At 71.1% G+C, this 13,161-nt stretch carries 14 protein-coding genes; 10 read left to right on the forward strand and 4 right to left on the reverse strand.

What is annotated here, in order from left to right; all coding sequences use genetic code 11:
* Positions 1–27: 27 nt before the first annotated feature.
* The 3 genes from modA to ACEN9V_RS16390 are packed head-to-tail and all read left to right on the forward strand — an operon-like array spanning position 28 to position 2,683.
* Positions 28–840, forward strand: a complete 813-nt coding sequence (gene modA / locus ACEN9V_RS16380; RefSeq protein ID WP_413601201.1) for a molybdate ABC transporter substrate-binding protein — start codon at positions 28–30, stop codon at positions 838–840.
* Positions 837–1,637: an ABC transporter permease gene (locus ACEN9V_RS16385; protein ID WP_413601202.1), complete on the forward strand. Its 801-nt coding sequence runs from the start codon at positions 837–839 to the stop codon at positions 1,635–1,637. The genes modA and ACEN9V_RS16385 overlap by 4 nt, the downstream gene beginning before the upstream one ends.
* Positions 1,634–2,683 carry an ABC transporter ATP-binding protein gene (locus ACEN9V_RS16390; protein ID WP_413601203.1) on the forward strand — a complete coding sequence of 350 codons (1,050 nt, stop codon included), beginning with the start codon at positions 1,634–1,636 and terminating at the stop codon, positions 2,681–2,683. Before ACEN9V_RS16385 ends, ACEN9V_RS16390 begins: the two co-directional genes overlap by 4 nt.
* Before the next feature lie 73 nt (positions 2,684–2,756).
* Here the strand turns inward: ACEN9V_RS16390 and ACEN9V_RS16395 are convergent, their stop codons facing one another.
* Genes ACEN9V_RS16395 through ACEN9V_RS16405 form a run of 3 tightly spaced genes read right to left on the reverse strand, consistent with a single transcriptional unit; the run spans position 2,757 to position 5,519 of the window.
* A complete protein-coding gene (locus ACEN9V_RS16395) occupies positions 2,757–2,996 on the reverse strand; it encodes a MoaD/ThiS family protein (protein WP_413601204.1) in 240 nt (79 codons plus the stop codon).
* A gap of 1 nt (position 2,997) precedes the next feature.
* Positions 2,998–4,077 carry a GTP 3',8-cyclase MoaA gene (gene moaA, locus ACEN9V_RS16400; RefSeq protein ID WP_413601205.1) on the reverse strand — a complete coding sequence of 360 codons (1,080 nt, stop codon included), beginning with the start codon at positions 4,075–4,077 and terminating at the stop codon, positions 2,998–3,000.
* Positions 4,074–5,519 carry a glycosyltransferase 87 family protein gene (locus tag ACEN9V_RS16405; RefSeq protein WP_413601206.1) on the reverse strand — a complete coding sequence of 482 codons (1,446 nt, stop codon included), beginning with the start codon at positions 5,517–5,519 and terminating at the stop codon, positions 4,074–4,076. Before ACEN9V_RS16405 ends, moaA begins: the two co-directional genes overlap by 4 nt.
* Positions 5,520–5,576: 57 nt before the next feature.
* On the opposite strand from ACEN9V_RS16405, the gene ACEN9V_RS16410 reads away from it, so the two are divergent.
* Genes ACEN9V_RS16410 through pheA form a run of 4 tightly spaced genes read left to right on the forward strand, consistent with a single transcriptional unit; the run spans position 5,577 to position 8,833 of the window.
* Positions 5,577–6,830 (forward strand): molybdopterin-dependent oxidoreductase, encoded by a 1,254-nt coding sequence (locus tag ACEN9V_RS16410; protein ID WP_413601207.1) that lies wholly within the window; start codon positions 5,577–5,579, stop codon positions 6,828–6,830.
* Entirely contained in the window at positions 6,827–7,279 is a 453-nt protein-coding gene (locus ACEN9V_RS16415; protein ID WP_413601208.1) for a hypothetical protein, read from the forward strand. The genes ACEN9V_RS16410 and ACEN9V_RS16415 overlap by 4 nt, the downstream gene beginning before the upstream one ends.
* 9 nt (positions 7,280–7,288) lie before the next feature.
* Positions 7,289–7,834 (forward strand): MarR family winged helix-turn-helix transcriptional regulator, encoded by a 546-nt coding sequence (locus ACEN9V_RS16420; RefSeq protein ID WP_413601209.1) that lies wholly within the window; start codon positions 7,289–7,291, stop codon positions 7,832–7,834.
* Between the two features lie 42 nt (positions 7,835–7,876).
* Entirely contained in the window at positions 7,877–8,833 is a 957-nt protein-coding gene (gene pheA, locus ACEN9V_RS16425) for a prephenate dehydratase (protein WP_281265526.1), read from the forward strand.
* Here the strand turns inward: pheA and ACEN9V_RS16430 are convergent.
* Entirely contained in the window at positions 8,830–9,903 is a 1,074-nt protein-coding gene (locus ACEN9V_RS16430; RefSeq protein ID WP_413601210.1) for a diacylglycerol/lipid kinase family protein, read from the reverse strand. The two genes, pheA and ACEN9V_RS16430, sit on opposite strands and share 4 nt — an antisense overlap.
* Before the next feature lie 200 nt (positions 9,904–10,103).
* Here ACEN9V_RS16430 and serS point away from each other — a divergent pair, with 200 nt between their 5' ends.
* From serS to ACEN9V_RS16445, 3 genes are all read left to right on the forward strand, one after another.
* On the forward strand, positions 10,104–11,372 hold the full coding sequence (gene serS, locus ACEN9V_RS16435; RefSeq protein ID WP_413601211.1) for a serine--tRNA ligase: 1,269 nt from the start codon (positions 10,104–10,106) through the stop codon (positions 11,370–11,372).
* Positions 11,369–12,211 carry an HAD family hydrolase gene (locus ACEN9V_RS16440; RefSeq protein ID WP_413601212.1) on the forward strand — a complete coding sequence of 281 codons (843 nt, stop codon included), beginning with the start codon at positions 11,369–11,371 and terminating at the stop codon, positions 12,209–12,211. The genes serS and ACEN9V_RS16440 overlap by 4 nt, the downstream gene beginning before the upstream one ends.
* A gap of 189 nt (positions 12,212–12,400) precedes the next feature.
* On the forward strand, positions 12,401–13,159 hold the full coding sequence (locus ACEN9V_RS16445) for a DUF5819 family protein (RefSeq protein WP_413601213.1): 759 nt from the start codon (positions 12,401–12,403) through the stop codon (positions 13,157–13,159).
* The last annotated feature ends 2 nt before the right edge of the window (positions 13,160–13,161 follow it).

Raw genomic sequence — 13,161 nt, forward strand, 5'->3', positions numbered from 1 at the left:
GATGCGGTCACTGAGGCGGGAGACCGAATGCGCACCAAGACCATCGCCGCCGCCGTCACGGCCGCTGTCGTCGCCGTCGCCCTGGCCGGGTGCAGCACGGGCAGCGCCGGCACCGACGCAGCCACCGGCACCGCGAAGGACAGCAGCAGTGCGAGCGCCGTCCCGACCGGCACGATCACGGTGTTCGCTGCCGCTTCGCTGCAGAAGACGTTCACCGAGCTGGGATCGGACTACGAGGAGGCGCACCCCGGGACGACGGTGAAGTTCTCGTTCGCCGGCTCGAGCGACCTCGTCACGCAGATCCAGAACGGTGCGCCGGCCGACGTGTTCGCGAGCGCCGACGAGGCGAACATGAAAAAGCTCACCAAGGCCGACCTGATCAGCGGCAGCACCCCGGCGTTCGCCACCAACGTGCTGGAGATCGCCGTCGCCCCGGGGAACCCGAAGAAGATCACGAGCCTCGACGACCTCACCGCCTCCGGTCTGCAGGTCGTCACGTGCGCGGCGCCGGTGCCGTGCGGCGCGGCGACCGAGCAGGTCGAGCGGGCTGCCGGGGTCACCCTGCACCCGGTCAGCGAGGAACAGTCCGTCACGGACGTGCTCGGCAAGGTCGAGTCGGGACAGGCCGACGCCGGGCTCGTCTACGTCACGGACGTCGAGGGCGCGGGTGACAAGGTGGACGGAGTGTCCTTCGACGCGTCGAAGCGCGCCGTGAACACGTACCCGATCGGCGTCGTGCGGGGCTCGTCGAACGCCGCGCTCGCGAAGTCGTTCAGCGCGTACGTCCGCTCGGCCGAGGGCGAGAAGGTGCTCACGACGGCGGGCTTCGGCGCACCGTGACGAGCAGGTCGGGCACGGCGGCACCGTGGTGGTTGCCGGTCCCGGCCGTCCTCGGGGGACTGTTCGTCGTCGTCCCGGTGCTCGCGATGGTCGGCCGGGTGGACTGGACGTCCTTCGTCGCGCTCGTCACCGCACCGTCGTCCCTCACCGCACTGGGGTTGAGCCTCGGCACGGCCGCGGCCGCGACCGGCATCGCGTTCGTCCTCGGGCTCCCGCTCGCCGTCGTCTTCTCCCGCGTCCGCTCCCGCTGGGTCGGTGTCGCGCGCGCCGTCGTGCTCCTGCCCCTCGTCCTGCCCCCCGTCGTCGGCGGACTCGCCCTCCTGGCGGCGTTCGGCCGGATCGGGCCCGTCGGTGGCTTCCTCGCCGACCACGGCGTCCGCATCGCGTTCACCACGGCGGCGGTCGTGATGGCACAGACCTTCGTCGCGATGCCGTTCCTCGTGTCGGCGATCGAGGCCTCGCTCCGGATCGGCGGCGACCGGCTCGAGCGCATCGCGTCCACGCTCGGTGCCGGTCCGACGCGGGTGCTGTTCACCGTGACGATCCCGCGTGCCCTGCCCGGCATCGCGTCCGGCCTGGTGCTCTGCTTCGCCAGGGCCCTCGGTGAGTTCGGTGCGACGCTGACCTTCGCCGGCAGCCTGGAGGGCGTCACCCGCACCCTGCCGCTGGAGATCTACCTGCAGCGGGAGGTCGACCCGGACACGGCCGTCGCGCTGGCACTCGTGCTCGTCGTGGTCGCCGTCGTCGTGATCGGGCTGACCTCGATCCGCACCGGAGCCCGGGCGGCCTGGTCGTGAGCGGGCTCCGCGCGCACGTGGTCCTGAACGACCGCGACGTCGACGTGGTCGTCGAGGTGGGGCCGGACGAGTGCGTCGCTGTCATCGGGCCGAACGGCGCCGGCAAGTCGTCGATCGTCGAGGCCGTCGCCGGCCTGCTCGCACTCGACGCCGGATCGATCGACATCGACGGCAGCACGGTCGACGGTGGCCGTCGACCCGTGCCACCGCACCGACGCCGGGTCGGTCTGGTCGCGCAGCGCTCCGACCTGTTCCCGAACCTGTCGGTGGCGGGCAACGTCGGCTACGGTCCGCGGTCCACCGGTCGGCGCGGACGGGAGGCACGGGTCGCCGCCGACAGGGCCCTGGCTCTCGTCGACGCGGTCGGGTTGGCCGACCGCGATCCCGCGACCCTGTCCGGCGGGCAGGCGCAGCGCGTCGCGATCGCCCGCGCGCTCGCCGCAGACCCCGCCGTGCTCCTGCTCGACGAGCCCACCTCCGCGCTCGACGTCGGGGCACGGGGCAGCGTGCGTGCGGCCCTCGCGACCGCGATCGCCGGGCGCCCGAGCCTGCTCGTCACGCACGACCCCATCGAGGTCGTCACGCTCGCGACCCGGGTGCTCGTCGTCGACCACGGTCGGGTCGTCGAGTCCGGCACGACCGCCGAGGTCCTCGGGCGTCCGACGAGCGACTTCGGCGCCGCGTTCTCCGGACTGGTGCTGCTCGCCGGGACCGCCACCGCTGGTGGGATCGCGCTCGACGGCGGCGGCGAGCTGACGGGACGGACGCGGGTCGAGCCTCCAGGCCGCCGGTGTCTGGCGGCCTACCACCCGACGTCCGCGGTCGTCGGCCGGGACGGCACCGGGCTGCTGCGGACCGTCACCGCGCTGGAACCGCGGGACGGACTCGTGCGTATCCGTGCGCAGGAGCTGGTCGCGGACGTGACCGTGGCGGCCGCCAGCAGGCTCGGGCTCGCGGTCGGCGACGACGTCCGGACCGCGGTGCCGGTCGGCGAAGTGGACGTGTACGAACCCCGTTCCGCGCGTAGCAAGTCGAATCGCGCGTAGGCGGTCGGAAGTTCCGACCCACCACGCGCCATTCGACCGACCATTGCGAACGTCATGGGTCGGACCGTGCGGGTCAGCCGCCGGCGAAGGGTGGCATCACGTCGACCAGTGCGACACCCATGAACGGGGTCGACCGGTCGCGCGTGCTCACGCCGTCGACCAGGTACGAGCACCGCTCCTGCAGGGCCGTCCAGCGCTCGGGGTCGTCGGCCTGCACGGCGCGCAGGGCGTCGTCGAGCGTGTGGGCGTCCGTCGTGGTCTCGTCGAGGCCGACGGCAGCGCGCGCCGCGGCGAAGAACCGGATCGTCGTCACCTCAGCCGCCGATCGCGCTCATGCCACGGGACGGGTGCACCATGCCGTCGGCGTCGTCCCCGTGGTCCCGCGGCTTCGCCCACATCGCACGCCGCCACAGGTCGAGCACGTCGGCGTCCGACGCGCCAGCGCGCATCGGGCCGAGGAGGTCTGACTCGTCGTCGGAGAACAGGCAGCTGCGGACGTGGCCCTCGGCGGTCAGGCGGGTGCGGGTGCAGTCGGCGCAGAACGACTCGGTGACGCTCGCGATGACGCCGACGGTGCCGAGTTCGTCGCCCGTGGACCGTGCGGCGACGCGGAACCGTTCGGCGGGGGCACCGTCCCGCGGGGCGTCGTGCGGCGTCAGCACGAAGCGGTCGCCGAGCAGCGCACGGGTCTCGGCAGCGGTGACCATGTCGTCGCCGTCCCAGGCGTGTCCGGGGTCGAGCGGCATCTGCTCGATGAAGCGGAGCTCGTGGCCGCGGTCCAGGCACCAGGCGAGCAGGTCGGGTGCGAGGTGGTCGTTCACCCCGCGGAGCAGGACGGCGTTGATCTTCACGCCGAGTCCGGCGTCGTCCGCGGCGGCGATCCCGTCGAGGACACGGTCGAGGAACGGCCGACGGGTGACCTCCGCGAACACGTCGGGGTCGACGGTGTCCAGCGAGACGTTGATCCGGTCGAGGCCGGCGGCCCGCAGATCGGCGGCGCGTGCGGCGAGCCCGATCGCGTTGGTCGTCAGCGAGACCTCCACCCCGAGCGCAGCGGTCCGGGCGATCACGTCCGCCAGGTCACGGCGGAGCAGCGGTTCGCCGCCCGTGAAGCGGACCTTGCGGATACCGAGGTGCGCTGCGCCCAGACGGACGAGCCGTTCGATCTCCGCGGCGGTCATCAGCGATTCGTTCGGGATGACCGGGAGCCCCTGCTCCGGCATGCAGTACGTGCACCGGAGGTTGCACCGCTCGGTGAGGGACACACGGAGGTCGACCGCCCGTCGGCCGAACCGGTCGAGCAGGCCGTGGTCGTCCGGCCGGTCGGGGAGCTGCGCGGACGGCTGCCGGACGCGACGGAGCAGTCCCGTCGACGGGAGCATGCGAGCCGTCATGACAGCGATGATACGGCGGGTCGTCGGTCGCGCACCGGGAGCAGGCGCCGGTCGCGCCCCGGGATGAGCCGGTCGCGCCAGCGGATCCAGTCCGACCGGTCCGTCCGGATGAGCGTCACCACCACGATGACCAGGATCGCTGCGCCGAGCCACCAGCGGTACGCGTCCACCGACGGCCACACACCACGCAGGGCGATCGCGAGCGCGATGGACATCCACTCCCACCGGCCCGAGAGCACCACGAACGGGACCAGGAGCAGCGCGTACCAGGGGTAGCGCGGCGTCACCGCGAGGAAGGTCACGCCGATCATCAGGACCTCGCCTGACCATGGTCGGCTCGGGTCCGAGAGCCGCCACGCGAGCACCGCCGCGACGAGGACGACGAGCGCGACGATCACCGTGCCGAGGTCGCCCTTCGCGACGAGCGACACGAGGGCGAAGCGGGAGCCGTCCTCGTACCCTTCCTCGGTCAGGTAGCCGGGCAGGTACCCGAGCACCTTCGCTCCGGTCGACGCGACGTAGGGGACGTAGAGCAACCCGAACACGGCGATGCCGACGGGCACCGCCCACCAGTTCCGCCACCGGCCGAGCAGCGCCGGGTAGACGATCGCCGGGATGAGCTTCGTGCACGTCGCGGCGCCGAGCATGACCCCGCCCCAGATCGGCCGGCCGAACGCGACCAGCACGGCGCCGGCGGTCGCGAGGGCCGCGCCGACGACGTCGACGTGGGAGTTCGTGACGGCCTCGGACGCCACGAGCGGGCACCACGCCCAGAGCGCCGCCCACCAGGCCGGACGGCCGACGCGGCGCAGGACGACGAGGAGTCCGACGGTGACGCCGAGCGAGACGAGCAGCCCGGCGAGCTGGAACGGCCAGTACTGCACGGTGGCCGGCACGGCGAAGCGCACGAGCGCGAACCACAGCTCGGCCATCGGCGGGTAGATCGTCGGCACGTCGGGGCGGTTGATCGCCGTGCAGTGGCCGGCTGCCCCGTCCCCGAGCCCGCGGTACCGCGGCTGGAGCGGCTCGCACGTGCCGTTCACCTTGTCCGGGAACAACCACTCCGGACGGAGGCCGGACAGCGCGGTCGACTGCGGCGTGTGCGCGTACGGCGAGACCCCGGCGTGCTGGACGATGCCGTCCCAGGCGTAGCGAGCAGAGTCGGTGCTGGTGTTCGGCTGACCGATCATGGCGGCGAGCCCCACGACCACGGCGCCGCCGAGGACGATGATGGTGACCAGACGAGCCGGGACGAACCGGAGCCCGACGACCGCGACGACGAACACCGCCCAAGCGATCAGGGTCCACGCAACGAATGGTTGTCGATGACCGGACCGGAGGAACCCCAGATGCGTGACCCCGAAGGCGATGACGCCCGCCAGGGCCAGCACACCGAGGACGGCGAGCACGGTCGGGAGCAGGGTGCCGGGACGCAGACGCATGGTCCGTCGAGGCTACCGACGTTCGTCCGGCAGGGCCTCCACGATGCCCGGTCCGCGATGGCCTCCCCGAACCGGAACGCCCGATCGGCGGTCGTCATCGGACGGCTGCTCGGCATCGCGTTCCTGATCTGCTTCGGGACCGGCGTCTACAGCCACCTGCTGCAGGACCCGCTGCCCGGGATGCGCTTCCCGACCAGGCCCGTGCAGCTCTACCAGTTCACGCAGGGGCTCCACATCACGGCGGGGATCGCGATCATCCCCCTGCTCGTCGCGAAGCTCAACACCGTGATGCCCGCGTTGGCCCAGGACCCGCCGGTGCGGAACGTCCTGCACTTCCTCGAGCGCGCGTCGATCGCGGTGTTCGTCGCGGCGTCGATCGTCCAGGTCGCGACCGGGCTCGTGAACACGTTCCAGTGGTACCCGTGGCCGTTCCCGTTCCGGCAGGTGCACTACGCGCTGGCGTACGTCATCATCGGGTCGCTCGTGATCCACATCGGCGCGAAGCTCCGGGTGATCAGCCGCTACTGGCGGAAGCGGGACTCCTACGACGCGGACGGCCGCTTCGTGCACGACGACAACGTCGGCAGCGAGCTGCCGGCGTACGACGCCACCGCGGCGTACCCGCGGGGGATCACCGGCCGCGTGATGCGGTGGGCCGACGGGGCGGAGCCGAACCGAGCCTCCCGTCCGGAACCGACCGCCGGTCGACGTGAGCGGATCGCACGTCGCGGCTTCTTCACGGGCATCGCGGCCGCGACCGCCGGCGTCGTGGTGCTCACCGCCGGCCAGTCCTCGAAGCTCGCCGAGCCGTTCAACGTCTTCGCGCCCCGCAAGCGGCACATCGGTCCCAACGGGCTCCCGGTGAACCGGACCGCGCGGGCAGCTGGTGTCCTGGCGACCGCGACCGCAGCGGACTGGTCGCTCACGGTGGCCGGTCCCGCGGTGACGAGGATGTTCTCCCGCGCCGAGCTCGTCGCGCTCGGGACCACCGAGGCGGCGTTGCCGATCTCGTGCGTCGAGGGATGGAGTCAGATGGCGACCTGGAAGGGAGTCCGGATGCGTGACCTGCTCCGAGCGGTGCAGGCCGACCCGTCCTCGCACGTGCGGGTGACCAGCCTGGAGCGCCACGGCGGCTACCGGATCATGGACATGGGGCCGGAGTACGCGTCCGACCCGACGACCCTCGTGGCGCTCGAGCTGAACGGTGCGACGCTCGACCTCGACCACGGGTTCCCCGCGCGGATCATCGCGCCCGGGCGGCCCGGCGTGCTGCAGACGAAGTGGATCGCGAAGATCGAGGTGCTCTCGTGAGGGCCGCGCGGATCGTGCTCGTCGTCGTCGGGGTCCTCGTGATCGCGTTCGGCGCGTACGTCATGGTCACCACCGTCCGTCCGAACCGCATCGGGGGCCTCGCGACCTGGCTCCTCGGCGCGGTGATCCTGCACGACGCGATCCTGTCGCCGTTCGTGGTCCTCGTCGGTCTCGGACTCCGCCGGGCCGGCCGTGCGCTCCGTCTGTGGGTCCTCGTCGTGGTGCAGGCGGCCGTCGTGCTCGGGAGCGTGCTGGCGCTGGTCGTCCTGCCGGAGATCGCCGCGAAGCACCACGGTGCGAAGAACCCCACGGTGGTGCCGTTCGACTACACCACGCGGTTGCTCGTCGTCGAGGGTGCGCTGCTCCTCGTGGTCGTCGCCGTGCTGGTCGTGGGGTGGCTGACAGCGCGACGGAACTCCAGGGTGGTTGAAACGACAACCATTTCGTAGGATGGGAGCATGACCGACGAGACCCCCTGGCTGACGCGCGAGCAGCTGCGTGCCTGGATGAAGCTCGTCGCGGTGATGGAACTCCTGCCGGCAGCGCTCGACCAGCAGCTCCAGCGGGACGCCGACCTGACCCACTTCGACTACATGGTCATCGCCATGCTGTCCGAGACCGAGGGACGCACCTTGCGGATGTCCGCCCTCGCATCGGCGACGAACGCGTCGCTCCCGCGGCTGTCGCACGTGGTGTCCCGGCTCGAGAAGCGCGGGCTGGTGGCGCGCTGCCCGTCCGCCGACGACCGCCGCGCGACCGACGTGCGGCTCACGGACGCCGGGTACGCGACGATCGTGGAGGCAGCGCCCGACCACGTCCGCACCGCCCGTCGCTTCGTGATCGACGCGCTGACCGACGAGCAGGTCGCCCAGCTCGACGGCATCGCGAGGTCGCTGCTCACCACGCTCGACCCCGAGGGGCGCTTCGCGGCGCTGACCTACCCCCGGGACGACGATGACGCGGCCATCTGCGAGGCGCGGCTGACCGGTACTGCGGCCGACTGACGCGGCCGTGGCGGCGCGGACGGGTGCAATAGGCTCGGCGACATGAGCCAGCCCGACGCAGCGTCCGACACGTACAGCTACCTCGGACCCGCCGGCACCTTCACCGAGGCGGCGCTCAAGCTCGTCGACGCGGCTGCCGGCAAGCCATGGCGGAGCGTCAACAACGTCGGAGAAGCGCTCGACGACGTGATGTCCGGCCGCTCCGTCGGTGCCGTCATCGCGATCGAGAACAGCGTCGACGGCGGCGTCAGCGCCACGCAGGACGCCCTCGCCCGGATCCCCGGCGTGCGGATCGTGGGGGAGTACCTCGTCCCCGTCGACTTCGTGCTCGTCGCCCGGCACGGCACCGCGCTCGCCGACGTCCGCACCGTGAACGCGCACCCCGTCGCGTACGCCCAGACCCATCGCTGGCTCGAGACCAACGTCCCCGGGCACGGCCACATCCCGGCCTCGTCGAACGTCGCCGCCGCCGTCGCCCTGCTCGACGAGCACCCCACGGCCGACGCGGCCGTCGCCCCGCCGGGGATCACCGACCACCACGACCTCGCCGTGCTCGCGAGCTCGATCGGCGACAACGCCAGCGCCGTCACCCGCTTCGTGCTCGTCTCGAAGACGCTGAGCATCCCGGAGCGCACCGGATCGGACAAGACGAGCGTCATCGTCGAACTGCCCGCAGACCACCCCGGTGCGCTCGTCGACATGCTCGAGCAGTTCGCCACGAGGGGCATCAACATGGGGCTGCTGTCCTCGCGGCCGATCGGGGACGAGCTCGGCCGCTACCGGTTCGTCATCGACCTCGACGGGCACGTCGAGGACGAGCGAGTCGCCGATGCCCTGCTCGGCCTGCGTCGGTTCAGCCCGCGTGTGACGTTCCTCGGGTCCTACCCGCGTGCGGATCGGCTGGAGTCCGAGGTGCCACTGCGCTACTCCGACGAGGCGTTCGTCGAGGCACGGGACTGGCTCCGCGCGATCGTCTCCGGCGAGCCCGACCCGCGCTAGGAGCGCTTGCGCGCGGCGCGGCCGGTCGGCTCCGCGGGCTCCGGCACGCGGACACGGAGCGACCCCGGGTCGATCCGCGCCCGGAACGCCGAGATCTCGCCGACGGGGTCGCCGTCGATCTCGAACTCGTCCGGCTTCTCGAGCCGCAGCACGAACTCCTCTCCGCGCAGGTAGCGCAGCGGCCGTTCCTGCTTGGCGCGGGTGATGATCCGACGCCCGACGAACGTGTTGCCGAGCGTCGACCGGCGGAACCACCGGAGGATCGCGTTCTCCCAGAAGATCCGCGCACCGATCCGCACCCAGCCGAAGAACCCCCGGGGACGCATGACCACGATGTCGAAGACCCCGTCGTCGATCTCCGCCTCCGGCAGGAGCATCGCGTTCGCCTGGAGCATCCCGCAGTTGCCGACGATCACCGAGTGCCCTCGGACGGACTTCGTCGTGGACTCGTCGAGCCGGTACCGGAAGTCGAACCCGTCGATGTCGCGCACGGAGCGGAACAGCGAGTCGACGTAGGCGAGCCACCCGACGCGCTTCTTGAGCCCGGGGCGGGTGTTCGCGAGCATCCGGGCATCGAGCCCGAGCCCCGCCATAACCAGGAAGCCGTACTGCTCGCGGTTGCCGTCCGGACGCTCGAGTCCGAGGATCCCGAAGTCGATCGGCCGGTCGGTCCCGTGGAAGATCGCGTGGGTGCTGGCGTCCAGGTCGTCGAGGGGCAGCTTCATGTTGCGGGCGAGCAGGTTGCCCGTGCCGCTCGGCAGCAGCGCGAGGGAAGCATCCGAGCCGTGCACGACCTCGCCCACCGCACGCACGGTCCCGTCCCCGCCGGCAGCGGCGATCACGTCGGCGCCGGCGTCGAGGGCTGCACGGGCCATCCCTCCGCCCGGGTCCTCCTCCGTGGTCTCGAACCACAGCGTCGCGTTCCAGCCGGCTTCCTGCTCGTACTTGGCCACCGTCCGCTGCAGTGTGGGGAGGTGCACCTTGACCGGGTTGTAGACCACGGCCGCAGTGCGGTGCTCGGTGGCGAGGGCGTCCGACTGCGCGGGCGCGGTCTCCGAGGGCGATGACATGGCTCAACGGTACCGGCGGGGCCTGCGTGTCGCGCCACGCGCTCTGGTCGCGACCACAACCGGACGGGAGGCTCGTGGCCGTGTCCGCCACGATCCTCCCGTCCATCCCGGTCTGGCTAGGATGAACGCCGGAATCGACGCTGCATTGACCCCCGGCTGCGCACACTGGAGTCGCAATCGTGTCTGGCTAGGATGAACCGGTGATTGACCCCCAGCTGCTGCGCGACGATCCCGATGTCATCAAGGCCTCACAGGCTGCGCGCGGCGCCTCCGTCGACGTCGTCGACGAGGCGGTCGCCGCGGACGCCGCCAGGCGGAGCGCGATCTCGTCGTTCGAGGCCCTGCGTGCCGAGCAGAACGCCTTCGGCAAGACAGTGGCGAAGGCGCCGAAGGACGAGAAGGCCGCGCTCGTGCAGCAGGCCCAGGCGCTCGCCGCCGGCGTGAAGGAAGCACAGGCCGCAGTCACGGCCGCCGAGGAGACCTTCAACCGCGTCGTCCGGTCGATCCCGAACGTCGTGCTGCCCGGCGTGCCCGCCGGTGGCGAGGACGACTTCGTCACGATCAAGACCGTCGGCACCAAGCCGGAGTTCGACTTCGAGCCGAAGGACCACGCCGACCTCGGTGAGCTCCTCGACATCATCGACATCCCCCGCGGCGTGAAGGTGTCCGGCTCGCGCTTCTACTTCCTCAAGGGCCTCGGCGCCCGGCTCGAGATCGCGCTGATGTCACTCGGGCTCGACCGGGCGATCCAGCACGGCTTCACCCCCCTCATCACGCCGACGCTCGTGCGTCCCGAGACCATGGCCGGCACCGGGTTCCTCGGCGAGCACGCGGCCGAGGTGTACCGGCTCGAGGCCGACGACCTGTACCTGACCGGCACCAGCGAGGTCGCCCTCGCCGGGTACCACGCGGACGAGATCCTCGCGTTCGACGCCGAGGACCCGGCCCTCCGCTACGCCGGGTGGTCGACCTGCTACCGCCGCGAGGCCGGCTCGGCGGGCAAGGACAACCGCGGCATCCTCCGGGTCCACCAGTTCAACAAGCTCGAGATGTTCTCCTACGTCCACCCGGACCAGGCGGACGCCGAGCACGCGAAGTTGATGGCGTACCAGGAGTCGATGCTGCAGGACCTCGGGCTGCACTACCGCGTGATCGAGACCGCAGCCGGTGACCTCGGCACGTCGGCCGCGCGGAAGTACGACCTCGAAGCGTGGGTCCCGACGCAGGGCACGTTCCGCGAGCTCACCTCGACGTCGAACTGCACCACGTTCCAGGCCCGTCGCCTCGACATCCGCTACCGCACCGACTCGGGCAAGACCGCGCCGGTCGCCACGCTCAACGGCACCCTCGCGACCACCCGCTGGCTCGTCGCGATCCTCGAGACGCACCAGCAGGCCGACGGCTCGGTCGTGGTCCCGGAGGTCCTCCGTCCGTATCTCGGCGGTGTCGAGGTGATCGAACCCCGATGAACGACGCCCACGGCACGGCCGCGACCCGCGTGAAGCGCTGGCTCGTCGCCCTCGACATCGACGGCACCGTGATGCGCGAGGACGGTGTCGTCACCCAGGCCACCGTGGACGCGATCCAGTCCGCCGCCGCTGCCGGGCACGAGGTCATGCTCTCCACCGGGCGCAGCGAGGGCATGACCGTTTCCGTGCTGCAGACGCTCGGCATCGAGCCCGAGTACCTGGTCTGCGCGAACGGCGCGGTGACCCTTCGTCGCTCGGACGCCCCGCACGCGATCAACGGCTACGTGCGGGTGCACGTCGAGACCTTCGACCCGACCGACGTGCTGCAGACGATCCGCGGTGCGCTGTCGAACGCGGCGTACGGGGTGGAGTCCCCCGACGGGCGCTACCTGCTCTCCGGTGAGTTCCCCGACGACGCCATGACGAAGCACGGGTCCCACGTCGACTTCGAGCAGCTGCTCGGCGTGCAGGCCACCCGTGTCGTGGTCATCTCGCCGGAGCACGGGCTCGAGGAGTTCCTGGCGATCGTCGACCGGATGGGGCTGCACAAGGTGTCGTACAACGTCGGGTGGACGGCGTGGCTCGACATCGCGCCGGAAGGAGTGACGAAGGCGACGGCGATGGAGCGCGTGCGTGAGTGGTTCGACATCCCGCGCTCACGGGTCTTCGCCGCGGGGGACGGACGCAACGACATCGACATGCTGCGGTGGGCCTCCACCTCCGGCCGCGGCGTCGCCATGGGGCAGGCCCCGGAGGACGTGGTCGACGCTGCGAGCGAGATCACCGGCGGCGTGACGGACGACGGGCTCGCCGCGGCCCTGGACACACTGCCCCGCTGACATCCCCACCCGTCGCCTGAGCGACCACGAACAACGCCGCATCTCGGATGATATGTGAATGTTGCATGTTCACTCTCGTATTGATATATTCCATTACGAGAGTCTTCGGGCCGTGTCACGGTGCCACCTCTCGAACCCCGAATCGATCAGAGAGGTCCCATGTCGTCCCCGTCGCCCACATCCCATCTCATGCGCCGCCGCCCCGTCGTTCGCGTCGTCCTCGTGCTCGTGTCGCTCATCGCGGCGTGGCACATCTTCGCCCAGCTGCTCTGGATCGCCCCGTACTCGGCGGCCATGCGCTCGCTCGTCCCCGGCAACTTCCTGACCAGCTGGCAGATCCCGTTCTTCGGGCAGAGCTGGTCCGTCTTCGCCCCTGACCCCATCAACGGCAACTACCACTTCTACGTCCGCGCGGTCGAGAACGTCGACGGCAAGCAGCAGAACAGCGAGTGGATCGACGCCGCCGAGGACGAGCTCAAGCTCTCCCGCCACAACCTCCTCCCGCCGCGTGCCGCCGGCCTCGCGAACGAGCAGGCCAGCAAGTACCGCGACGCCTACAGCAAGCTCACCGAGAAGCAGCAGGAAGTCGTCCAGGCGAACTACTACACCGGTGCCGACTGGAAGTCCCGCTTCGAGGCCGCGCTCTACAAGGCGTCGGGCGACGACGCGACGGCCAGGGCGAACGCCGGCTCGTTCATCACCCAGCACGCCTACACGAGCGCGTACGCCACCCAGGTCGCCAAGACGATGTGGGGCGAGGACGTCACGACGATCCGCTTCGCCATCTCCCGCCAGAACGCGGTGCCCTTCGACCAGCGCAACAATCCCGACGCGAAGCCAGAACCCGAGCAGTGGTCCCCGACGGGCTGGCGCGGCACCTTCATCATGCCCGGCCAGTCCCACAAGGACTTCGCCGACACCTTCAAGAAGCTCGCAGAGGAGAAGTGACC

The sequence above is a fragment of the Curtobacterium sp. Curtsp57 genome (genome assembly GCF_047324335.1).
Taxonomy (GTDB): domain Bacteria; phylum Actinomycetota; class Actinomycetes; order Actinomycetales; family Microbacteriaceae; genus Curtobacterium.

Coding starts and splice junctions, on each gene's coding strand:
- modA (WP_413601201.1), top strand. CDS start 28: ATGCGCACCAAGACCATCGCCGCCGCCGTCACGGCCGCTGTCGTCGCC.
- moaA (WP_413601205.1), bottom strand. CDS start 4,077: ATGACGGCTCGCATGCTCCCGTCGACGGGACTGCTCCGTCGCGTCCGG.
- ACEN9V_RS16405 (WP_413601206.1), bottom strand. CDS start 5,519: ATGCGTCTGCGTCCCGGCACCCTGCTCCCGACCGTGCTCGCCGTCCTC.
- ACEN9V_RS16410 (WP_413601207.1), top strand. CDS start 5,577: ATGGCCTCCCCGAACCGGAACGCCCGATCGGCGGTCGTCATCGGACGG.
- ACEN9V_RS16420 (WP_413601209.1), top strand. CDS start 7,289: ATGACCGACGAGACCCCCTGGCTGACGCGCGAGCAGCTGCGTGCCTGG.
- pheA (WP_281265526.1), top strand. CDS start 7,877: ATGAGCCAGCCCGACGCAGCGTCCGACACGTACAGCTACCTCGGACCC.
- ACEN9V_RS16430 (WP_413601210.1), bottom strand. CDS start 9,903: ATGTCATCGCCCTCGGAGACCGCGCCCGCGCAGTCGGACGCCCTCGCC.
- ACEN9V_RS16440 (WP_413601212.1), top strand. CDS start 11,369: ATGAACGACGCCCACGGCACGGCCGCGACCCGCGTGAAGCGCTGGCTC.
- ACEN9V_RS16445 (WP_413601213.1), top strand. CDS start 12,401: ATGCGCCGCCGCCCCGTCGTTCGCGTCGTCCTCGTGCTCGTGTCGCTC.